This window comes from Sphaerisporangium rhizosphaerae, from assembly GCF_042665155.1.
Classification (GTDB): domain Bacteria; phylum Actinomycetota; class Actinomycetes; order Streptosporangiales; family Streptosporangiaceae; genus Sphaerisporangium; species Sphaerisporangium rhizosphaerae.
On the sequence record NZ_JBHTCG010000016.1, the window covers coordinates 130,127 to 151,777 of the forward strand.

At 72.1% G+C, this 21,651-nt stretch carries 17 protein-coding genes; 13 read left to right on the forward strand and 4 right to left on the reverse strand.

Features of this window, described 5'->3' with window-relative positions; genetic code table 11:
• Position 1: 1 nt before the first annotated feature.
• The 5 genes from ACFQSB_RS23445 (at position 2) to ACFQSB_RS23465 (ending at position 9,258) form a co-directional block, all read left to right on the forward strand.
• Positions 2–1,009 carry an enediyne biosynthesis protein gene (locus ACFQSB_RS23445; RefSeq protein ID WP_354851771.1) on the forward strand — a complete coding sequence of 336 codons (1,008 nt, stop codon included), beginning with the start codon at positions 2–4 and terminating at the stop codon, positions 1,007–1,009.
• Positions 1,006–6,777, forward strand: coding sequence for a type I polyketide synthase (locus ACFQSB_RS23450; protein WP_380829088.1), 5,772 nt, complete (start codon positions 1,006–1,008; stop codon positions 6,775–6,777). The genes ACFQSB_RS23445 and ACFQSB_RS23450 overlap by 4 nt, the downstream gene beginning before the upstream one ends.
• A 76-nt stretch (positions 6,778–6,853) precedes the next feature.
• On the forward strand, positions 6,854–7,282 hold the full coding sequence (locus tag ACFQSB_RS23455) for an acyl-CoA thioesterase (RefSeq protein ID WP_380829089.1): 429 nt from the start codon (positions 6,854–6,856) through the stop codon (positions 7,280–7,282).
• Positions 7,283–7,315: 33 nt separating this feature from the next.
• Positions 7,316–7,855 carry a flavin reductase family protein gene (locus ACFQSB_RS23460; RefSeq protein WP_380829090.1) on the forward strand — a complete coding sequence of 180 codons (540 nt, stop codon included), beginning with the start codon at positions 7,316–7,318 and terminating at the stop codon, positions 7,853–7,855.
• Positions 7,852–9,258 carry a cytochrome P450 gene (locus ACFQSB_RS23465; protein ID WP_354851764.1) on the forward strand — a complete coding sequence of 469 codons (1,407 nt, stop codon included), beginning with the start codon at positions 7,852–7,854 and terminating at the stop codon, positions 9,256–9,258. Before ACFQSB_RS23460 ends, ACFQSB_RS23465 begins: the two co-directional genes overlap by 4 nt.
• A gap of 81 nt (positions 9,259–9,339) precedes the next feature.
• Here ACFQSB_RS23465 and ACFQSB_RS23470 read toward each other — a convergent pair whose 3' ends face one another.
• Positions 9,340–10,068 carry a helix-turn-helix transcriptional regulator gene (locus ACFQSB_RS23470; protein ID WP_380829092.1) on the reverse strand — a complete coding sequence of 243 codons (729 nt, stop codon included), beginning with the start codon at positions 10,066–10,068 and terminating at the stop codon, positions 9,340–9,342.
• A 413-nt stretch (positions 10,069–10,481) separates the two neighbouring features.
• On the opposite strand from ACFQSB_RS23470, the gene ACFQSB_RS23475 reads away from it, so the two are divergent.
• The 7 genes from ACFQSB_RS23475 (at position 10,482) to ACFQSB_RS23505 (ending at position 18,982) form a co-directional block, all read left to right on the forward strand.
• Positions 10,482–11,051 (forward strand): DUF5987 family protein, encoded by a 570-nt coding sequence (locus tag ACFQSB_RS23475; RefSeq protein ID WP_380829093.1) that lies wholly within the window; start codon positions 10,482–10,484, stop codon positions 11,049–11,051.
• Entirely contained in the window at positions 11,048–12,703 is a 1,656-nt protein-coding gene (locus ACFQSB_RS23480; protein WP_354927845.1) for a GMC family oxidoreductase, read from the forward strand. Before ACFQSB_RS23475 ends, ACFQSB_RS23480 begins: the two co-directional genes overlap by 4 nt.
• Before the next feature lie 34 nt (positions 12,704–12,737).
• Positions 12,738–13,820, forward strand: coding sequence for a carboxymuconolactone decarboxylase family protein (locus tag ACFQSB_RS23485; RefSeq protein ID WP_380829095.1), 1,083 nt, complete (start codon positions 12,738–12,740; stop codon positions 13,818–13,820).
• Between the two features lie 128 nt (positions 13,821–13,948).
• The gene (locus ACFQSB_RS23490; RefSeq protein ID WP_380829096.1) at positions 13,949–14,752 is read left to right on the forward strand and encodes a TIGR03084 family metal-binding protein; all 804 of its coding nucleotides are present in this window, start codon (positions 13,949–13,951) and stop codon (positions 14,750–14,752) included.
• 363 nt (positions 14,753–15,115) lie between these two features.
• Positions 15,116–16,141, forward strand: coding sequence for a prephenate dehydrogenase (locus tag ACFQSB_RS23495; protein ID WP_380829097.1), 1,026 nt, complete (start codon positions 15,116–15,118; stop codon positions 16,139–16,141).
• Positions 16,142–16,769: 628 nt separating this feature from the next.
• Positions 16,770–18,440, forward strand: coding sequence for an MFS transporter (locus ACFQSB_RS23500; protein WP_380829099.1), 1,671 nt, complete (start codon positions 16,770–16,772; stop codon positions 18,438–18,440).
• Positions 18,441–18,652: 212 nt separating this feature from the next.
• Positions 18,653–18,982, forward strand: coding sequence for a YciI family protein (locus ACFQSB_RS23505; protein ID WP_354851748.1), 330 nt, complete (start codon positions 18,653–18,655; stop codon positions 18,980–18,982).
• A 215-nt stretch (positions 18,983–19,197) separates the two neighbouring features.
• Here ACFQSB_RS23505 and ACFQSB_RS23510 read toward each other — a convergent pair whose 3' ends face one another.
• The gene (locus ACFQSB_RS23510) at positions 19,198–19,524 is read right to left on the reverse strand and encodes a hypothetical protein (RefSeq protein ID WP_380829100.1); all 327 of its coding nucleotides are present in this window, start codon (positions 19,522–19,524) and stop codon (positions 19,198–19,200) included.
• Between the two features lie 17 nt (positions 19,525–19,541).
• Entirely contained in the window at positions 19,542–20,006 is a 465-nt protein-coding gene (locus tag ACFQSB_RS23515) for a hypothetical protein (protein WP_380829102.1), read from the reverse strand.
• A gap of 7 nt (positions 20,007–20,013) precedes the next feature.
• Here ACFQSB_RS23515 and ACFQSB_RS23520 point away from each other — a divergent pair, with 7 nt between their 5' ends.
• Complete coding sequence (locus tag ACFQSB_RS23520) at positions 20,014–20,214, forward strand: hypothetical protein (protein ID WP_380829103.1); 201 nt, start codon at positions 20,014–20,016, stop codon at positions 20,212–20,214.
• A gap of 27 nt (positions 20,215–20,241) precedes the next feature.
• Here ACFQSB_RS23520 and ACFQSB_RS23525 read toward each other — a convergent pair whose 3' ends face one another.
• Complete coding sequence (locus tag ACFQSB_RS23525; RefSeq protein ID WP_380829104.1) at positions 20,242–21,492, reverse strand: acyltransferase family protein; 1,251 nt, start codon at positions 21,490–21,492, stop codon at positions 20,242–20,244.
• Between the last annotated feature and the right edge of the window lie 159 nt (positions 21,493–21,651).

The following is a 21,651-nucleotide window of genomic DNA, read 5'->3' on the forward strand; positions in this document are numbered from 1 at the left end:
CATGGCTGAGTCAAAGCCCAGCGCGGCCGAGTCCAAGCCCGCCGCGCCGCCGCGCCACGACCCCAAGGTCGTCACCGCGCTGCGCAACTTCGCGATCTCGATTTCGGTCTTCAACATCTTCGGCTACACCGTGCTGGGCTTCGAGCAGCCCTGGCTGTGGCCGTTCATCGCCCTGGCCACCGGGTACGCCACCGAGATCGGCCTTGAGATCATCGGCGCCAAGGTCGAGGGACGCCAGCCGCGCTTCAAGGGCGGCGGCTTCAAGGGCCTGATGACGTTCCTGTACCCGGCGCACATCACCAGCCTCGCGATGAACATGCTGACGTATGTCAACGACCAGATCTGGGTGCTGTTGTTCGGCATCGTCGTCGCGGTCGGCGCCAAGTGGGTGCTCCGGGCGCCGGTCAAGGGTCGGCTGCGGCACTACATGAACCCGTCGAACTTCGGCATCGCGGTCATCCTGCTGCTGTTCCCCTGGGCCAGCATCGCCCCGCCGTACCACTTCACCGAGCACACCGACACGTGGTTCGACTGGATCATCCCCTGCATCATCATCCTCGGCGGCACGATGCTGAACGGCAAACTGACCAACAGGATGCCGTTGATCATGGGGTGGGTCGGCGTCTTCGCGCTCCAGTCGATCGTGCGCGGACTGATCTTCGGCACCTCCATCCCCGCCGCGCTCGGCATGATGACCGGCGTCGCGTTCGTGCTGTTCAGCAACTACATGATCACCGACCCCGGCACCAGCCCCTCCAGGCCCGCCATGCAGGTGCTCTTCGGCGGCAGCGTCGCCGCGCTGTACGGCCTGCTGACCGCGATCCACATCTCCTACGCCCTGTTCTTCGCCACGGCCGGCGTCTGCGCCATCCGCGGCGGGTTCTTCTGGGCGGCCCACTTCGTACACAAGGCGCGCGACGAGCGCGAGGCCCAGGCGGCGCTCAAGGCGGTGGCGGAGTTCCCCGTCGACCAGGTGCCCGCCCCGGACAAGAAGGTCGCCACGGTATGACCAGGATCGCGATCGTCGGCATGGCGTGCCGATACCCGGACGCCGCGTCGCCCAGAGACCTCTGGGAGAACGCCATCGCCGGTCGCCGTGCCTTCCGCAGACTGCCCGACGTGCGGATGCGGCTGGAGGACTACTGGAACGCCGACCCGGCGCATCCGGACACCTTCTACGCCCGCACGGCGGCGGTCATCGAGGGGTACGAGTTCGACCGCGTCGGCTACAAGATCGGCGGCAGCACGTACCGCTCGACCGACCTGACGCACTGGCTCGCCCTTGACACGGCGGGCCGGGCGCTGGCGGACGCGGGCTTCCCCGCGGCGGAGGGACTGCCCCGGGAGCGCACCGGCGTGGTCGTCGGCAACACCCTGACCGGCGAGTTCACCCGCGCCAACGTGATGCGGCTGCGCTGGCCGTACGTGAAGCGCACCGTCGCCGCCCAGCTCAAGGAGCAGGGCTGGGACGACGACCGGCTCGCCACCTTCCTCGCCGACCTGGAGGTCACCTACAAGGCGCCCTTCCCCGGCATCGACGAGGACACCCTGGCCGGCGGCCTGGCCAACACCATCGCCGGCCGCATCTGCAACTACTTCGACCTCAACGGCGGCGGCTACATCGTCGACGGCGCCTGCTCCTCCTCGCTGCTGTCGGTCACGACGGCCTGCAAGGCGCTGCAGGACGGCGACGTCGACGTGGCCATCGCGGGCGGCGTCGACCTGTCCATCGACCCGTTCGAGATCGTCGGCTTCGCCAAGACCGGCGCCCTGGCCAAGAGCGAGTTCCGCCTGTACGACCGGCACTCCAACGGCTTCTGGCCGGGCGAGGGCTGCGGCATGATCGTGCTGATGCGCGAGGAGGAGGCCGTCAAGGCCCGCCGCCGCGTCTACGCGACGATCGCCGGGTACGGCATCTCCTCCGACGGCAAGGGCGGCATGACCCGGCCCGAGGTCAGCGGCTACAAGCTCGCGCTGAGGCGCGCCTACGAGCGGGCCGGGTTCGGCATCGAGACCGTGGAGCTGTTCGAGGGCCACGGCACCGGCACCGCGGTCGGCGACGCCACCGAGCTGCGGGCGCTCACCGAGGCCAGGGCCGAGGCCGACCCCTCGGCCACCCGCGCGGCGGTCACCTCCATCAAGGGGATGATCGGCCACGCCAAGGCCGCCGCCGGCGTCGCCGGGCTCATCAAGGCCGCCATGGCCGTGCACGAGCAGGTGCTGCCCCCGGCCATCGGCTGCGTCGAGCCGCACGAGGTGCTGACCGACCAGGGGGCGACGCTGCGCGCGCTGCGCAAGGCCGAGCCCTGGCCGGCCGGCGCCCCCGTGCGCGCGGGCATCACCGCCATGGGCTTCGGCGGCATCAACACCCACGTCGTGCTGGAGAAGACCGGTCCGAGGAAGCGCGCGCCGCTCTCGACGCGCACCCGCACCCTGGCCGCCTCGCTCCAGGACGCCGAACTGCTGCTCATCGACGCCGCCTCACCCGAGGCGCTGCGCGAGCGGGTCGCCGAGCTGGCGGGCTTCGTCATCACGGTGTCCTACGCCCAGCTCGCCGACCTGGCCGCCACCCTCCAGCGCGACCTGCGCGACCTGCCCTACCGCGCCGCCGTGATCGCCTCCTCTCCCGAGGACGCCGAGCGGCGGCTGGGCACCGTGCTGGAAGCCCTGGACGCGGGCGAGACCCGCCTGTTCAGCCCCGAGGGCAAGGCCTTCTTCGGCCACGCCGACGGGCCGGGCCGGGTGGGCTTCCTGTTCCCCGGGCAGGGGTCGGGACGGGGCACCAGCGGTGGCGCGCTGCGCCGGCGCTTCCCCGACGTCGAGGACATCTACCTTCAGGCGGCGCTGCCGACCAGCGGCGACATGGTCGCCACGGCCGTGGCCCAGCCGCGCATCGTCACCGGGTCGATGGCCGGGCTGCGCGCCCTGTCCACGATCGGCGTGGAGGCCGACGTCGCCGTCGGGCACAGCCTCGGCGAGATCTCGGCGCTGCACTGGGCCGGGGCGCTCGACGAGGAGGGCCTGCTGCGCGTCGCCGGCGTCCGCGGCAAGGCCATGACCGAGCACAGCGCCTCGGGCACCATGGCCAGCGTCCGCGCGACGCCGGACACGGTGACCGAGCTGGCCGGCGAGCTGCCGGTCGTCATCGCCGGGTACAACGGCCCGGAGCAGACCGTGATCGCCGGTCCGCTCGACGCCATCGAGGCGTTCGGCCGCAAGGCCGCCGACGCCGGGCTGAAGTGGACCAAGCTCGCGGTGTCCCACGCCTTCCACTCGCCGCTGGTCGCGCCGGCCGCCGAGGCATTGGACGCCTACCTGGCCGAGGAGGAGTTCGGCCCGGTCGCCCGTCCGGTGGTCTCCACGGTGACCGGGGAGACGCTCCAGCCCGACACCGACGTCCGCGCCCTGCTGCGCGACCAGATCACCGCCCCCGTTTTGTTCACCCAGGCCGTCGAGGCGGCGGCCAAGGACCTGGACCTGCTGGTCGAGGTCGGCCCCGGCCGGGTGCTCAGCGGCCTGGCCGCGTCGGTGACCGAGGTGCCGGCGCTCGCGCTGGACACCGACGACGAGTCGCTGACCGGCCTGCTCAGGGTCGCCGGCGCCGCCTACGTCGCCGGCGTGCCGATCGTGCACGACGAGCTGTTCCACGGCCGGCTCGTCCGGCCGCTGGAGGTCGGCGCCGAGTTCACCTACTTCCAGAACCCGACCGAGCAGGCGCCGAAGGTGCAGATCAACGGCACCGTCCAGCAGCGCGTCGCCCAGCCGGTGGCGCCGGTCGCCTCCGAGACCGCCGGGCCGGTGGGCGAAGGCGGCGAGTCGAGCATCGACCTGCTGCGGCGCCTGGCCGCCGAGCGGGCCGAGCTGCCGCTGGAGATGGTCGGCGAGGACAGCAGGCCGCTGGACGAGCTGCACCTCAGCTCGGTCACCGTCATGCACATCATCGACCAGGCCACCCAGCGGCTCGGCGTGCCCGCCTCCAAGGCCCCGACCAACCTCGCCACCGCGAGCCTGCGCGAGCTGTCGGAGGCGCTGGACGCGCTGGTCGCCGGCGCCGACGGCGACCAGCCCGCCCCCGCCTCGGCGGTGGCCGGCGCGGCGCCCTGGGCGCGGCCGTTCAGCGTCGACCTGGACGTCCTTCCCCTCCCGGCGCGCACCTCCCCGCAGGAGAACGGCCCCTGGCAGCTCTACACGGCCGGGGACGCACCCCTCGCCGGGGCGCTGCGCGAGGCGCTCGAACGCGGGAAGGTCGGCTCCGGCATCCTGGTGGTGCTGCCGCCCGGCTGCCAGGAGGAGCACCTGGAGCAGGCGCTGCTCGGCGCCAAGTCGGCGGTCGCCGCCGCCCCGGGCACCCGGTTCGTCCTGGTCGAGCACGACCGCGGCGCCGCCGGGCTGGCCAAGACGCTGCAACTGGAGGCCCCGCACCTGCGCACCACCATCGCGCACGTGCCGGCGACCCCCGAGGCGGTCGGCTGGGTCGTGCAGGAGGTGGCGGCCACCACGCGGTTCTCCGAGGCGTTCTACGACGCCGAGGGCGTGCGGCGGGTGCCGACCCTGCGGGCCATGCCGGTGAGCCCGGCCCGCGCCGAGCACCCGCTCGGCGAAGGCGACGTCCTGCTGGTCACCGGCGGAGGCAAGGGCATCACCGCCGAGTGCGCCCTGGCCGTCGCCTCCGACAGCGGGGCCAAGCTCGCCATCCTCGGCCGCTCGGACCCGGCCGCCGACGCCGAGCTCGGCGACAACCTGCGCAGGATGGCCGACTCCGGGGTCGCCGTCCACTACGCCAGGGCCGACGTCACCGACGCCACCGCGGTGCGCGCCGGGATCGCCGAGCTGGAGGCCGCCCTCGGGCCGGTCACCGCCGTGCTGCACGGCGCCGGCCGCAACGAGCCCAGCGGGCTGACCACGCTGGACATGGCCGCCTTCCGGCGCACCTTCGCCCCCAAGATCGACGGCCTGCGCAACGTGCTGGACGCCGTCGAGCCGGGCCGGCTGCGTCTGCTGGTGACCTTCGGCAGCATCATCGGCCGCGCCGGGCTGCACGGCGAGGCGCACTACTCCACCGCCAACGACTGGATGGCCGGCCTCACCCGCGAGGTGGGGGAGGCCAACGAGGGCTGCCGCGCCATCTGCATGGAGTGGTCGGTCTGGTCGGAGGTCGGCATGGGCGAGAAGCTCTCGGTCGTCGAGGGCCTGTCCCGCCAGGGCATCGTCCCGATCGCCCCCGACCAGGGCGTGCGGATCATGCGGCGGCTCGTCGCCGACCCCGACGTCCCGCCGGTCGTGGTGATCAGCGGGCGCACCGAGGGCATCGACACCGTCCGCCGCGACCTGCCTGAGCTGCCGCTGCTGCGCTTCGTCGACAAGGCGCTCATCCGCTACCACGGCGTCGAGCTCGTCACCGAGGCCGAGATGAGCGCGGGCACCGACCTCTACCTGGCCGATCACCTCCTGGACGGCAACCTGCTGTTCCCGGCGGTGTTCGGCATGGAGGCCATGGCGCAGGTCGCCTCCGCCGCCACCGGCGAGCAGAGGGCTCCGGTCATCGAGGAGGCCGAGTTCCTGCGGCCGATCATCGTGCCGCCGGAGGGCAGCACCACCGTCCGCGTCGCCGCGACCGTCGTCGAGGACGACACGGTGCAGGTGGCCATCCGCAGCGCGGAGACCGGGTACGAGGTCGACCACTTCCGCGCCCGGCTGCGCTACACCGATCAGGGCGCCCCCGACGGGCCGCCCGCCCAGATCGGCGAGGGCCTGCCGGCCGTCCCGCTCGACCCGGCGACCGAGATGTACGGCGACACGCTGTTCCAGGGCGGCCGGTTCCACCGGCTCCGCCGCTACCACCGGGCCGCCGCCCGCCACGTCGACGCCGACGTGGCCGCCGTGGACGCGCGCGACTGGTTCGCCGGGTACCTGTCCGGCGAGCTGCTGCTCGGCGACCCCGGCATGCGCGACGCGCTCATGCACGGCAACCAGGTCTGCGTCCCCGAGGCCACCCTGCTGCCGGTGGGCATCGAGCGCATCTGGCCCGGCGGCGCGGCCCTGGCCGACGCGGGGCAACTGCGCTACTGCGCGACCGAGCGGTTCCACGAGGGCGACACCTACATCTACGACATCGCCGTGCGCACCGCGTCCGGCGAGGTCGTCGAACGGTGGGAGGGCCTGCGCCTGCAGGCGGTCCGTAAGAAGGACGGCCGTGGCCCGTGGGTCGCCCCGCTGCTCGGGTCCTACCTGGAGCGCACGGTGGAGGACCTGACCGGGACCCGCGCCGCGGTCGCCGTCGAGCCGTGGTCCGGCGCCGACGACGATCTGACGGCCGTGGCCGCGGGACGCGCCCTCGGGCGCGCCGCCGAGGTCCGCCAGGGCGCCGACGGGCGGCCCGAGATCGACGGCGGGCGCACGCTCTCGGCCGCCCACGGCGCCGGGGTCACCGTGGCCGTGGTGTCCGAGGGCCTGACCGGCGCCGCCGTCGAGCCGGTCGCCGAGCGGACCCCGCAGGAGTGGGCCGAACTGCTGGGCGCGCACGCGCCCCTCGCCGAGCGGCTCGCCGCCGCGACCGGCGAAGGGTTCGACACGGCCGCGACGCGGGTGCTCGCCGCCGCGGGAGCACTGCGCGCCGCCGGCGTCCTGCCGAGCGCGCCGGTCACCCTCACCCCCGAGGTGCGGGGCGCCTGGGCGGTGCTCGCCTGCGGAGGCGGTCACGTCTCGACGCTCGTCACGACCCTCAGGGACGCCCCCGGCCCGGTCGTGTTCGCCGTCCTCACCGAGGGACGGTCGTAGGGCATGGGGGTTTCGACGCGGAAGGGCCGCCCTCACCGGGCGGCCCGGTCCCACACGGAAGGGCGGTCCTAGCCCGATGGGCAAGTACTACGAATACCTGCACACGGTCGGCTTCGAAGAGACCAACATCGTGGGGAACGTCTACTACGTCAACTACCTGCGCTGGCAGGGACGCTGCCGGGAGATGTTCCTCAAGGAGCGGGCGCCGGAGGTGCTCGCCGACCTCCAGGACGACCTGAAGCTGTTCACGCTGAAGGTCGACTGCGAGTTCTTCGCCGAGATCACGGCCTTCAGCGAGCTGTCCATCAGGATGCGGCTGCAGGAGCTGGCCCAGACCCAGGTCGAGTTCAGCTTCGACTACGTCCGGCTCGACCCCGACGGAACCGAGGTGCTGATCGCCCGGGGCCGCCAGCGGATCGCCTGCATGCGCGGGCCCAACACCCGCACGGTCCCGTCCAGGGTCCCCGACGCCTTGGCACGGGCGCTCGAACCGTATGCCTCATAGGCGCGGCCCCCGACAGTCAGCCAGGAGGACAGCGTGAACGTCGAACAATCCACGCGGACCCGCCCGGTGGCGGACGCGAAGTCGCTGCGGCGCGCGTTCGGGACGTTCGCCACCGGCGTCACCGTGGTGACGACGGGCGGCGCCGTCCCGCACGCCATGACCGCCAACTCCTTCACCTCGGTCTCGCTCGACCCGCCTCTGCTGCTGGTCTGCGTCGACCGGGGCGCGATGATGCACCAGTGCCTCACCGACACCGGCCACTTCGGGGTGTCGGTGCTGGCCGCGCACCAGGAGGCCGAGGCGATGCACTTCGCCAACCGCTGGCGTCCCCTGGGCGCGGCCCAGTTCGAGAAGGTCGACTGGGTTCCCGGCGAGGAGACCGGCGCGCCGCTGCTCACCGGCACGCTCGCCAGCTTCGAGTGCGAGGTGTGGCGCACCTACGACGGCGGCGACCACACCATCTTCATCGGCAGGGTCATCACCCTGCTGCAGCCGACCGACCGGGACGGCCTGCTCTTCTTCAAGGGCAAGGTGCGCCAGATGAGTCCCGACTGGAGCGAGGTGCCGCAGTGACCCTCACCGGACCCAAGGCCGGACCGGCGCGCGAGGGCGGCGAGGCGTCCGGGCGGGCGCCGTCCGCCCGCCGGGTGCCTCCGGGCCCCCCGCTGTGGGCGGGGCCGGGGCTGTTCAAGAAGCTCGCCGGCGACCGGCTCGCGCTGATGAACCTGGCCGCCACCTACGGGGACGCGGCCCGGCTGCGCATCGGGCCGAAGACTCTGTACTTCTTCAACCATCCCGACCACGCCAAGCATGTGCTGGCCGACAACAGCGGCAACTACCACAAGGGCGTGGGACTGGTCCAGGCGCGGCGCGCCATCGGCGACGGCCTGCTGACCAGCGAGGGCGAGCTGTGGCGCAAACAGCGCCGCATGATCCAGCCGGTGTTCCAGAACAAGCGGATCTCCCGGATGGACCAGGTCATCGCCGCGGAGGCGGCCGGGCTGGTGGAGCGACTGCGCTCGCACACCGGCGGCGATCCGGTCGACGTCGTGCAGGAGATGACCTGGCTCAGCCTCGGTGTGCTCGGGCGCACCCTGCTCGACGCCGACCTCGGCGCGTTCAGCTCGATCGGCCACTCCTTCGAGGCCGTCCAGGACCAGGCGATGTTCGAGCTCATCACGCTGAGCAAGGTGCCGATGTGGGTGCCGCTGCCCAAGCAGCTGCGCTTCCGCCGCGCCCGCGCCGAGCTGCAGCGCATCGTCGACCACCTGGTCGCCGACCGGCTGGCCCGCCCCGAGGGCCTCGGCGACGACGTCGTCTCCCGCCTGATCGGCTCCACCCGGCAGGAGGCCGACCCGCGCGTCGGCAGGCAGCGCATGCGCGACGAGCTGGTCACCCTGCTGCTCGCGGGGCACGAGACCACGGCCAGCACGCTGGCCTGGACCTTCCACCTCATCGACCGGCACCCCGAGGTCCGCGAGCGGCTGCGCGCCGAGGCGGTCGAGGTGCTCGGCGACCGGCTGCCGGTCTTCGAGGACCTGACCAGGCTTCGGTACACCGCGATGGTGGTCGAGGAGGTCATGCGGCTCTACCCGCCGGTGTGGATGCTGCCCCGGGAGGCGCAGGGCGACGACGAGGTCGGCGGCTACCACGTGCCGGCCGGGTCCGACGTGCTGATCAGCCCGTACACGCTGCACCGGCATCCGGCGTTCTGGGACCGGCCGGACCGGTTCGACCCCGAGCGCTTCGACCCGGACCGGCCGGTGAACCGGCCGCGGTACGCCTACATCCCCTTCGGCGCCGGTCCGCGGTTCTGCGTCGGCAACCACCTGGGGATGATGGAGGCCACGTTCGTCATCGCCATGGTCGCCCGCGACCTGCGGCTCACCCAGCTCCCCGGGCACGAGGTGGTCGCCGAGCCCATGCTGTCCCTGCGGGTGCGGGGCGGCCTGCCGATGACCGTCCACCCCGCCTGACGGAGAACGCGCGAAAGGCGGGCGCCCCCTTGGAGGGGGCGCCCGCCTTTCTCTGGCTCTCGGTCACCGGATCTCGGTGGATCAGTGGATCAGCTGGGGGACCTGCACCGGCAGCAGGTCGCGCAGGGCGAGCAGCACGGGCGGGTCCAGGGGGCGCATCGGGCGCAGCGACAGGTCGGCGACCTTGGTGTGGGTTCCGGGGCGGACGGTGATCGGGCCGTGGCGGCCGATGCAGACGGCGGTGTCCCCGCCGGGGGCGTGGTCCAGGGCGTCCTCGTGGCCCGGCGCGATGGCCTGGGCCATCACGTGCCACTCGCCCTGCGGGACGTCCTCCAGCACGTACGGGCCGGGCCGGCGCAGGACCGTGAAACGGACGGGCCGGCCTTCGAGGATGCGGTCGGGGAACAGCCCGGCGAAGATCGGCTGGTCCTCCAGCGGGGAGAAGATGTCCCCTCTGATCGTCGTGGTCACCGGCTCGGTCACCGGCGGCTCCTCCAGGCCGTCGAACGGCGTGTCGTGCGCGGCGATCTTGAGCTGGCGGTACTTGGTCGGGGAGACCCCGACGCTGCTGGTGAACCGGGAGCTGAAGGTCCCCACACTGGAGTACCCCACCCGGTGGCTGATGTCGGTGACGGTCAACGAGGTGGACGCGAGCAGCCGCTTCGCCTCCTGCAGCCGCACCGCGGACAGGAAACGGCCGGGCGACAATCCGGTGACCCGCTGGAACACGCGGGAGAAATGAAACTTGCTGAACATCGCCGTGCGCGCCATGTCATTGATGGTCAGTTGCTCGCCAAGGTTTTCGTGCATGCTCCTGACGACACGAAGGACGGCTTGTTCGATTGCGCTATCCATTGCTCCTCCCGTGCATTGGAGGTGTTGCCGGAATAGACCCCGAATCGCCACGGGAGAACTCGTCCTCGAGAGTCTCCGTCATCTGCTCACACCTCACTGCAGTGAATGGACCCCACCCGGTCACCGTGTGAATTTCCGGGAAAGACGACGCTCGACGACGACACATCGACGGCACTCGGCCATGTCATCAGAATTGGCGTCCGTAACCTTCTGCGACAACCCCTAAGCCCCCCCTGCCTGCAGATATCCACTTTCCGAGGCCCCTGCGGGGAGGAAATGTGAAAGCAACTCAGAAGATGCGACGGGGACGGGAGTGCCTGAACGTTGAACTGGTCAGCCGTCGCCCGGGACCGACGAAGGGAACCCGTATGCCGTCGCCAACCCCCGAGGGGAAAGACGCCAGGACGATGACGCTCGAAGCGTTCGCGGACACGATCGTCCCCGGCGAGAAGCGCTCGCCGGACGACCGGGCCATCGCCGGAGCCGCCGAGGGCGGCGGAGCGGTGCAGGCCGGCGCCATCGAGCTGCTGGAGTGGGACGCGACTGGTCTGTCCGAGAGCCTGGACGGCTTCTCCTCCGCCCTCGACGCCCACGCCGGCGCCTACGCCGCCGAGCACGGCCTCACCCTGGACGAGTCCGTCCCGCCGTTCGTCGCGCTGCCCTTCGAGCACCGCACCGCCCTGGTACAGCAGCTGACGACACCCGGCCACCCCGAGAAGGCCCTGTGGGTCAGCCTGGCCCTGTTCAGCAACATGGCCTTCGACTCGGCGGCGCACATGCACACCGCCGACGCGCTCGCCCAGGGGCACCCCGGCCTGATCGCGCTGGGCATCGAGAAGCCCGGCCCCGACGGCCTGTGGCGGTTCGACGAGTACACCTACGGCCGGCCGCTGGCCCGCCTGCACCCGGCCACGACCCCCTCAGGGAGCCCCGCATGAGCAGCACCGAACGCACCGACGTCCTCGTGGTCGGCAGCGGCTTCGGCGGCGCGATCGCGGCCTACCACCTCGCCGCGGGCGGCGCCAAGGTCGTCGTGCTCGAACGGGGGCCGTGGCTCACCGGCAAGGACTTCGACCAGGACTTCAAGCTCGGCTCGTCCTACACCCGGGCCTTCGACTTCGTCGTCGGCGACGGCATGAGCATCCTCGGCGGCAACTGCGTGGGCGGCGGCAGCGTCGTGTACTTCGCCGCGATGCCCCGCGCGCCGCGCTTCGTGTTCGAGCGCCACGGCAGCATCGGCCGGCGCATGTGGCCCGCCGCCATCAGCCGCGACACCCTTGAGCCGTGGTACGACCGGGTGGCGGAGTCCATCCCGATCTACCAGCAGGGGTGGAACGACGTCTCCTACGCGGGCGGCCTGTGGGCGGCGGCGTGCGACCACGCCGGCCGCACGGCCAACCCGGTGCCGGTCGCCGTCGACCCGACCCAGTGCGTGAACTGCAACTGGATGATGGCCGGGTGCCGCTTCGACGCCAAGAAGTCGCTGCTGTTCACCTACCTGCCCGCCGCGCTGTCGCACGGCGCCGAGATCCGCCCGCTGCACGAGGTGCAGCACATCTCCCGCACCGACGACGGCGGCTACCGCGTGCACTACCAGGTCGTCGACGACGAGGACTACCGGGTCACCACCGGCGAGGGCACGATCGACGCCAAGATCATCGTCCTGGCGGCCGGGGCCGGCGCCACCCCCGTCATCCTCCAGCGCAGCGAGCCCCACCTCGGCGCGATGCCGCATGGGGTCGGCCGGTACTTCTCCGGCAACGGCGAGCGGCTCAACACCGCGATACTCAACGAGGACAAGGTGCGCGACGTCCTCGGCCTCGAGCGCGGCAACGGCCTGGCCTACGAGGCCAACCAGATCGGCAGAGGGCCGGTCGTCGCCAACTGGGACCGCCTGGACGGCTCGCTGCCCGAGTTCGAGCGCTTCTCGCTGGAGCAGCTGTACTTCCCGCCGGGCCTTGGCACCATCCTCGCCCAGGTCCCCGGCGCCGAGGGGGTGAGCTGGTTCGGCGTGGACAAGAAGGAAGTGCTCAAGCGCTGGCGCTCCTGGCTGATCATCTTCCAGATGATCGAGGACAACAACGAGGGCGTCTTCGGCCCGCCGCCGGCCCGCGGCAACGCCGACCGGCTGTCGCAGCAGATGCTCGGCGTCGGCCGCCTGCGCTACGACCCGACCCCGCAGACGCTGCGCGCCTGGGCCCTGGCCGACGCCGAGTGCAAGGACATCCTCGAGCGCGACGGGCTGGCCGAGGTCGCCGCGTGGACCAACGACGTGGTCGGCGCCTACACCGTCCACCCGCTGTCGTCCTGCCGCATCGGCGACGACCCGGCGACCTCCGCGCTGGACGACCGCCACGAGGTGCGCGGACACCCCGGCATCTTCGTCACCGACGGCTCGGCGGTTCCCGGAGCGCTCACCGTCAACCCGGCGATGACCATCTCCGCCCTGGCCGAGCGGGCCATCCCCGGCATCGTCGCCGCCGCCCGCGAGCGCGGCGTCGAGGTCACCTACGGCGCCCCGGCCCCCAACGGCGGCGTCGCCGCCCGCAAGGCCGCCGCCCCGCTCATCCCCGAACTGATGCGCAGGTGAACGGGCGGGTCCCGGCTGGCGGAGAGAGGGAGCGATGGGCAAGCTGCTGACCCGGGTGACGCTGCCCGGGGTGCTGGCGCAGATCCGGCACGTCACGCCGGTGCGCCCGGACGCGGCCGAGGGCCTGACCGCCCGCGTGTACGCGCAGGCCGGGCGGGACTTCGGCATGCTGGCCCCGCCCATCGTCCTGCACTCGCCGGCCCCCGAGCCGCTCGCCGCCGCCTGGGGGATCCTGCGCGAGTCGCTCCTGGCCGCCGGGACCGTGGAACGGTCGGTCAAGGAGGCGGTCGCCACCGCGGTGTCGGCCGCCAACACCTGCCCCTACTGCGTCGACGTGCACCGCGCCACCATGGACGGCCTGGTGGCGGGCGGGCCGGCGCGCGAGATCGCCGACGCCCGCGCCGAGGCGATCGCCGACCCGGCTCTGCGCCGGGTGGCCGCGTGGGCGCTCGCCCGCGGCACCCGCGCCGGGGCCGCCGGGCACGCCCCGCCCGAGCCGCCGGAGCGGACCCGCGAGCTGGCCGCGGTCGCGGTGACCTTCCAGTACCTCAACCGCATGGTCAACGTCTTCCTCGGCGAATCCCTGCTGCCGCCGCAGGTGCCCCGCAGGGCGCGCGGCCCGTTGATGCGGATGTTCGGCCTGGTCATGCGCCCGGCCGCCCGCAGGGCCGCCGCGCCGGGCGCGTCGCTGGTGCTGCTGCCTCCCGCGCCGCTGCCCGCCGACCTGGCGTGGGCGGAGGGCACCGCGTTCATCGCCGGCGCGTTCGCGCGGGCCGCCGCCGCGATGGACCGGGCCGGCCGCCACTCGGTGCCCGAGCCGGTCCGCGAGCTGGTGACCGCCGAGCTTTCGGCCTGGGACGGCGAGCCGCCCGGGCCGAGCCGCGCATGGGCGGGCGCCGCCGTGTCCGCCCTGCCGCCCGGCCTGCGCCCGGCCGGCCGGCTCGCGCTGCTGACCGCCAAGGCGTCCTACCAGATCGACCCCTCGGTCGTCGCCGACTTCCGCGCCGAGACGCCCGGCGACCGCGCCCTGGTCGAGCTGACGTCCTGGGCGAGCTTCGCCGCGGCCCGCCGCGTCGGCGCCTGGCTCCGCACCACGACGCCGTCCCCTTCGCCGTGACCGGCGACCGGGCGGCGCCGGCCGTCCGCACGGCCGTCACCGGCCACCTCACCCGGACCGGCGCACGGTGATCCGGCATGACCGACGACCACCCACCACTTACCAGTGACCAGTGAGAGGAGAGACACGTGTCCGAACTGGATGCCGTGCTCGCAGACCTGACCGCGGAAGGTGAGCAACTCGACGACCTGGTCGCCGGCCTCACCCCCGACCAGTGGCGGCTGCCCACCCCCGCCGAAGGATGGACGGTGGCCGACCAGATCGCCCACCTGGCGTTCATCTTCCGCATCGCCGGCACCGCGGCCGCCGACCCCGAGAAGTTCAAGGCCATCGCCGCGGGCGCCGAGCACGACTTCAACGGCGCGGTGAACGCCGCGCTGGCCGACTACGCCGGCGACACCCCCGAGGTGCTGCTGGCCCGCTGGCGCGCCGAGCGCGCGTTCGTCGTCGAGGCGCTCGCGGGCGTCCCCGCCGGCCAGGTGGTGCCGTGGCTGGTCAACCCGCTGCCGCCGATCATCCTGACCTGCGCGGGCATCATGGAGCAGTTCGCCCATGGACAGGACATCGCCGACGCCGTCGGGGCGACCCTGGAGCGCACCGACCGCATCAAGCACCTGGTGATCTTCGCGATTCTGACCAAGGACTTCGGCTACCAGGCGCGCGGGCTCACCCCGCCGCCGGTGGAGTTCCGCTGGGAGCTCACCGCCCCGTCCGGCGAGCTGTGGGCCTTCGGCCCCGAGGACGCCGAGCAGCGCATCACCGGCCCGGCCGTGGACTTCTGCCTGCTGGCCACCCGGCGCCGCCACCGCGACGACCTCGCCGTCACCGCCGTCGGCCCCGACGCCGACCACTGGCTGGACATCGCCCAGTGCTACCGCGGCCCCGCGGGCGCCGGCCGCACCCCCGGCCAATTCGCCCCCGCCGCCGTGTAGCGCTCACGGGACCACAGGGGACCTCACCGGGACGACGCCGGTGAGGTCTTTCCCATGCCCGTTTCTCCGAGCACCTGGCATTCCCCTCGCCTTCCCTCTCTTCATGACCGGCCTTCGGATGTTATGGGGGTCGTTGTGCGGGTCTTCCTTTTCCGCCGGGCGCGGGTGGCATTTCGGTGCGGGGGTCCAGTGGGACGGTGACAGGAAATGGATCGCGGTCGGCAACTTGCTGCCTTCCTTCTCCGCCTTCTCCGGCGCCCTGATGGCGCACAGTTGGTGATGCGGGACGGTTCTTTCGGAAATCCCGCCCGGCCGATCATCCGAAGCGGCGAGAAGACGAACAGGGAAAAGGGGAGCGACGTCATGGTGATCACCACGATCGCGGGCGCCACGCCATCGCACGTCACGGCGGCCGGCACACCGGGCTCGCCCGCGGTCCGCCGCGTCACGGTCATCGGCACCGGCGTCATCGGCACCTCGGTCGCGCTCGCCCTGCGCGGCGCCGGCGTGCAGGTGGCGCTGTCGGACCGGGACGCCGCCTCGCTGGCCCAGGCGGTGCGCATGGGCGCGGGCGCGCCGCTTCGGCCGGGCACCCCGCCCGCCGACGTCGTGGTCATCGCCACTCCGCCGTCCACCGTGGTCCCCGTCCTGCGCGACGCGCAGGCCCGTGGCCTCGGCGCCGCCTACACCGACGTGGCCAGCGCCAAGGGCCGCATCGCCGCCGAGGCGGAGCCCGCCGGCTGCGACCTGGCGAGCTTCGTCCCGGGACACCCGATGGCGGGCCGTGAACTGTCGGGCCCCGCCGCCGCCCGCGCGGAACTGTTCGCCGGCCGCCCCTGGGCCCTGTGCCCGCACGCCGGCACCTCGCCGGAGGCGGTCGCGCTGGTCGCCCGCCTGGTCGCGATCTGCGGCGCGGAGGCCCAGGTGGTCGCCCCCGGCGCCCACGACCAAGTGGTGGCCGCCGTCTCGCACGCGCCGCACGTGGTCTCGGCCGCGCTCGCCGCCCACTTCGCCGCCGCGGACGACACGACGTTGTCGCTGGCCGGGGCAGGGCTCGGGGACACCACCCGCATCGCCGGCGGCGCCCCGTCCCTGTGGTGCGACATCCTGCTGCAGAACGCCGAGCCGGTCGCCGCCGTGCTGGAGGCGGTGGCGCTCGAGTTGGCCGCGGCGGCGGGCGCCCTGCGCGCCGGCGGCGCCACCGCGTCCGGCGTGCTGGCCGATCTGCTCGTCCGGGGCAACCTCGGGCGCGAACGCATCGTCGAGGCGGCTTCGTCGAGCCGCGCGCGGGCCGCGGCCTCCGCTCACGAGCCCGCCGCCCAGGCCGCCCCCGCGGTGCCCCTGCGGGCCGCCCGGGCCGCCGCCCCCGCGCCGTTGCGGGCCGCGTGAACGGCGCGTTTCCGATGACGTTTCCGATGACAGAGCATTTTGGAAGAAGTGCCGCCCGGTGAGCGAGGAGACAATGCTGGGGGAGAGCATGGGCGGATGGCCGTGGCCCGGCCACCGCCGGCGGAAAGGAGCGTGCCGACCAGCATGACAAGACGGCTTGACTTGGAGTTACCGAGGAGGTTTCGCCCTATGGCGTCCACCGGTGGCCAAGTTTGGAGTGAATCGCGTCGGCTGGTGTCGGTGTGTCCTTTCCTGACGCGCTCTGACCGGTTTGTTAGGCCGGCAGGGCGGTCCGGTGATTTCCTCGCTTTCTCTCTTCTCAGGCGGGGTGTGCGGGAATGCCGCTCGGTGTCCCGCCGCGTCCTCTGGTGGCGTTCCCTGGGCGCTCCGTTCGTCCGGGTCCCTCCCACCCCGCAGGCGCCGCCCGCGTGATCACCCGATCTCGGATCCCTGGGGAAGGGGGCGCCGCTGCTGGAAGTCCATGGCCGGTACGCCTCGTCCTCCGGGACGGTCCCGTCCCCCGGGAGCAGGAAGACCGGTCCGATAGCGAGCACAGCCCTGTAAAGCGCAGCACCCGGCTCAAGCGGCCACGCCGCTGGTGTGCGGCCGACGAAGAGAGGACAAGATAGTGACCGACGAAGTGCGGCTGAAGGCCGGACGACGGGAGTGGGTGGGCCTGGCGGTGCTGGCCCTGCCCGCCATCCTCGTCGCCCTGGACATTTTCGTGGTGCTCCTGGCGCTGCCCGAGGTGAGCGCGAAGCTCGGCGCCAACAGCACCCAGCAGCTCTGGATCGTGGACATCTACGGGTTCATGGTCGCGGGCTTCCTCATCACCGCGGGCAACCTCGGCGACCGCATCGGCCGCCGCAAGCTGCTCCTCATCGGCGCGGCGGCGTTCGGCCTGGCCTCCATCGTGGCCGCCTACTCCACCAGCGCCATCACGCTCATCATCGCGCGGGCCGTGCTCGGCATCGCCGGCGCCACCCTCGGCCCGTCCACGCTCTCGCTGATCAGCAACATGTTCCGCGACGACAAGCAGCGCGCGACCGCGATCGGCGTGTGGGCCGGGTCCTTCTCCATCGGCGCGATCATCGGCCCGGTCGTCGGCGGCGTGCTGCTGGAGCACTTCTGGTGGGGCTCGGTCTTCCTGCTGGGCGTGCCGCCGATGGTGCTGCTGCTCATCGCCGGCCCGATCCTGCTGCCCGAGTACCGCAACCCCGACGCAGGTAAGATCGACTTCACCAGCGTGGCGCTGTCCCTCGCGGCGGTCCTGCCGGTCATCTACGGCATCAAGGAGCTCGCCCGCACCGGCTGGAACACCATCCCGCTCGTCGCCCTGGTGTTCGGCCTGGTCATGGCGGTGGTGTTCCTGCGCCGTCAGCGCGCGCTCAGCGACCCGCTGCTCGACCTGCGGCTGTTCACCAACAAGATGTTCAACACCGAGCTGGGCAGCATGCTGCTCTACAGCGCGCTCACCGGCACCACGATGCTGTTCATCGCCCAGTACTTCCAGACCGTGGCGGGCATGACGCCCCTGCAGGCCGGCCTCGGCCTGCTCCCCGGCCTGCTGCTCGGCATCGTCAGCGTCACCGTGGGCCCGCAGCTCGGCGGCCGCTTCAAGCCCGCCCACCTCATCGCGGGCGGCCTGGTCATCGTGGTGGCCGGCCTGACGATCCTCAGCTTCTCCACCTCGGCGGCCGGCATGATCATCGGCTACGCCGTCTGGTGCCTCGGCGGCGGCCCGCTGCTCACCCTGGGCATGGGGCTGGTCGTCGGGTCCGTCCCGCCGGAGAAGGCCGGTTCGGCGTCGTCGCTGGCGCAGATCTCCAACGAGTTCGGCTACGCGCTCGGCATCGCCACGGTCGGCACCATCGGCACCCTGGTGTACCGCACGCAGGTCGCCGACGCCATCCCCGCCGGCGTCCCCGCAGCCGCGGCCGGAGCGGCGCGCGAGAGCGTCTCCGGGGCCGCGGCCGCGGCCGGCGGCCTGCCGGGGCAGGTCGCCGATACGCTGCTCGCCCCCGCCCACGCGGCCTTCACCAGCGGCCTGCACGTGGTGGCGGCCATCAGCGCCCTGGTCGTCCTCGGCGTCGCCATCCTCAACGCCGTCGTGCTGAAGGACCTGCCCGCCTTCGGGCAGCCTCCGGCCGGTCAGGACGGCGGCGAGGCCGGCGGCCCGTCACAGGCGGCCGGCGAGGCCCAGCCCGGCGGCGCGTCCGACGGCGCGTCCGACGGCGAGGCGCACGCGAGTGCGCAGGCGTCGCGCGACCAGGTCGCCGTGGCCGGACACGAGTCCTAGCGCTCGCGCCGGGAGCCTGGCGGAGCGACAGCCCGCGAGGCTCCCGGCGACACCGGGACGCGCCACGCCGTCTCGATCCCGTCCCGCGATCTGCCGAACCGGTCGATCGCCGGACGCCGAAAGACTCGGACCGTACCATCGACCAATAAGTGATCACCATGCGGTGGTAGCCGGTTCGTTGTAGATGAAACGACAACGAGAGGAAGCCTGAGATGCCTCAGTTCGCAGTTCTGCTTTACGCGCCCACCCCCGCCGACTGGTCGGAGGCCCCGCAGGAGGAGCTGGAGGCGCACGGCGCCTACGCCGGCAAGATCGAGGAGCTCGGCGCGAGCATCGTCGCCGGGTACGCCCTCCAGCCCAGCACCACCGCCAAGGCCGTCCGCAGCGACGGCGTCACCGACGGCGCCTTCATCGACGCCAAGGAGGTGCTCGGCGGTTTCACCGTGATCGAGGCCCGTGACATCGACCACGCGGTCGAGATCGCCAAGCTCAGCCCCGGCACCTGGCGCGGCGGCATCGAGATCCGCCCCCTGTTCGGCTGACTCCACCACCCCGCCGCGCCCCACGCGCGGACGGCCCCCAGAGAACGCGAATCGCCGCGGCGCCCCAAGGACGCCGCGGCGATTCGTCGTCCAGGTGCTGCGGCGTGGTCGTGCATCCGAATCAGTGTCACGGCCTCGCCGAAGATCGTGTCCGGCTCGCAGACCGCCGGGCGTGCCGCGGCCCCCGCCCAGTGACAGCGTGCACGGCGGTTGTGTCAGTGCCCTCTTCTATCGGTCGGCTTCGGATGTCCGGTGCCGGCACGTGTTATCCACAGTGTCCGCTGCGCATCGTCGATGGCGTACCAGATCCGACCACCCGCGGTGGCTTCGTACTGCCACTGCTCCAGCACCTCGCCGCCCACCTTGACGGTACCCAGAGCGCCTTTCAGGGGATGCTGGCGACTGTCGACGTGGCGGGGATCGCTGGTTATGGCCACCCACGCCCGGTCGAGATTCTCCAGCGCTTGGCGGAGGAGGTGCTGCCACCCTTCAGCCGCCTTGCGGTCGGCGAAGCGCACCACCCAGGGTTTGGGGCGGAGCACCTCGTCTCCTCGGCCGGTCATGGGGAAGGAACGGCCGGGCGGGTGGCCTCACCGCCGTCGCCGGGGAAGGGGCCTTGCAGATGGTGGGCGACTTCCGGATCACTCCAGGCGATGGCGGTGGATCGCCAGGAGGTGAGTGCGCGGCTGAAAGGAACGAGCTCGCCCGTGTCCGCTCCGGCGACCAGGTGTCCGAGCAGTTCTGCCACGCAGACATGCCGCTCGGTGTCAGGCAGCCAGGTCGTCCACGGCAGTTCCTCGGTGAGCACCTCTTCGGCGAGGTCGTTGTTACGGCGGGCGAGGATCGCAAGGGCGCGGGCCGCGATGCGCAGCGTGGAAACACCGGCCTCGAATCGTTCGGCGCGCATGAGGATGAGGTTCTCGTCGTCTCGACGCTCCAGGATGACGTCGGCGTCATCGAGAGACGGAAGGACCTGCGACGGCCCACGCAGGAAGGCGCTGTACGGGAAGCTTTTCGTCGCCATGACTCGCATGGTATCTGAACTACTTCAGACGACGCCGTCGCGCGACTGGAACGTCGAGCTGGCGCTCCAGGAACCTGGGGGACGCGGGCTGCGTGCGGTGGGCACGCAAGACTTGACGACGCCCTCCTCGAGTGGCTCGGGGAAGGTCGAGCCGGTGGAGGAGGGCGTCGTCGTCGTGGGGGCGCGGGTGGCGCCGGCCGCGCGGTGACGGGGCGCCGGTGTCCGCGAGGGGCGGTCAGGCGTCGGGCGAGGAGGAGGCGCCCGCGCCGGTGAGGGCGGGGGGATCGGGGGTGGTGGCCGGCGCGGTCGCGGGGGTGGCGGCCGTGACGTGGCGGGTGCGGGAGCGGGAGGTGGCGAAGCGGCGCATGATCGGCGTCTCCACGAGGTGGAACATCGCCGCCGCGATCACCAGCGAGATCACGAACAGCAGCGCGACGATGCCGAGCCCCACCGGCGTGCTGTAGCTCTTGCCGCCGGTCAGCCACATCGTGCCGAAGATCACCACGAGCAGGTGGCACATGTAGAAGGCGAAGGACACCTCTCCGGCCCACACCATGACCCGGCTGCGCAGCCAGCTCGGCCGGCGGTTGACATCCGAGATGGCCCCGTTGGCGATGAGGAGCGCGAGCGGGATCACCGTGGCCGCCGCCTGCGGATAGGTCAGCGGCAGGTGCGGGCCGACGAAGTAGGCGAAGACGGTCAGCGCGACCGAGCCGCCGACGCCGAGCGGCACCCGCCGGCCGGTGATGACGATGCGGGCCATGACGATGCCCAGGACGAACTCCAGCAGCCGCACCGGCGGGAACTTGGAGGTGAACCAGAACTCCAGGTGCGCCGACTGCGTCCACGGCTGGTACATCCCGCCGGCGCCCGGCAGCAGGGTGGCGACGAGGGGAACCAGGAAGATGACCGCGACGATGCCGGCCGCCCACGCCCACAGCCGCTCGGGCTTGATGCGGACGATGTAGCGGATCAAGAACGGGAACAGGAAGTAGAACAGCGCCTCGTTGGACAGCGACCAGGACACCGAGTTGTAGGCGGTCCAGATGTCCAGCGGCGCGAACCACGATTGCAGCAGGGTGACGTTGAGCACGGTGGCCAAGGGGCTGAACGTCATCTTCATCACCGTGCCGAACAAGATGGCCGCGGCGACGAAGGTCAGCAGGTGGTTCGGCCAGATCTTGAAGACGCGCCGCCGCCAGAACTTCGCGGTCGTGTCGCCGGAGCGCATCGACCAGGTGAGGACGAAACCGCTCAGCAGGAAGAAGAAGCTGACGCTCGCCCAGTTCCCCTCCCAGAAATACGACGCGAGGTTGCCGGGAACGGGCATCATGTGCCAGTCCTTGGCGGCGAAGATGGTCGTGCAGAGGACGTGGAAGGCGAAGGGGAACAGACAGGCCACGAACCGCATTCCGGTGAGCGAGGGAAGTTGCGGTTGAATGACCGGGGTGCGGGCCTCGCCCTGCTTCAACGTTGAATCAACCATGTGACGTGCCTTTCGACGTTCGGGCTCACTGGGACTCGATCGACCGGTAGCGCCGAGCGGCCTCACCACGGTCAGGCGGCCACCATCCACGAGCCGGTAGCAATAGCGTGGCGTCCTGCGGTCCCGCCCACATATTCCGTATTGCGCAGTTGCCCACCC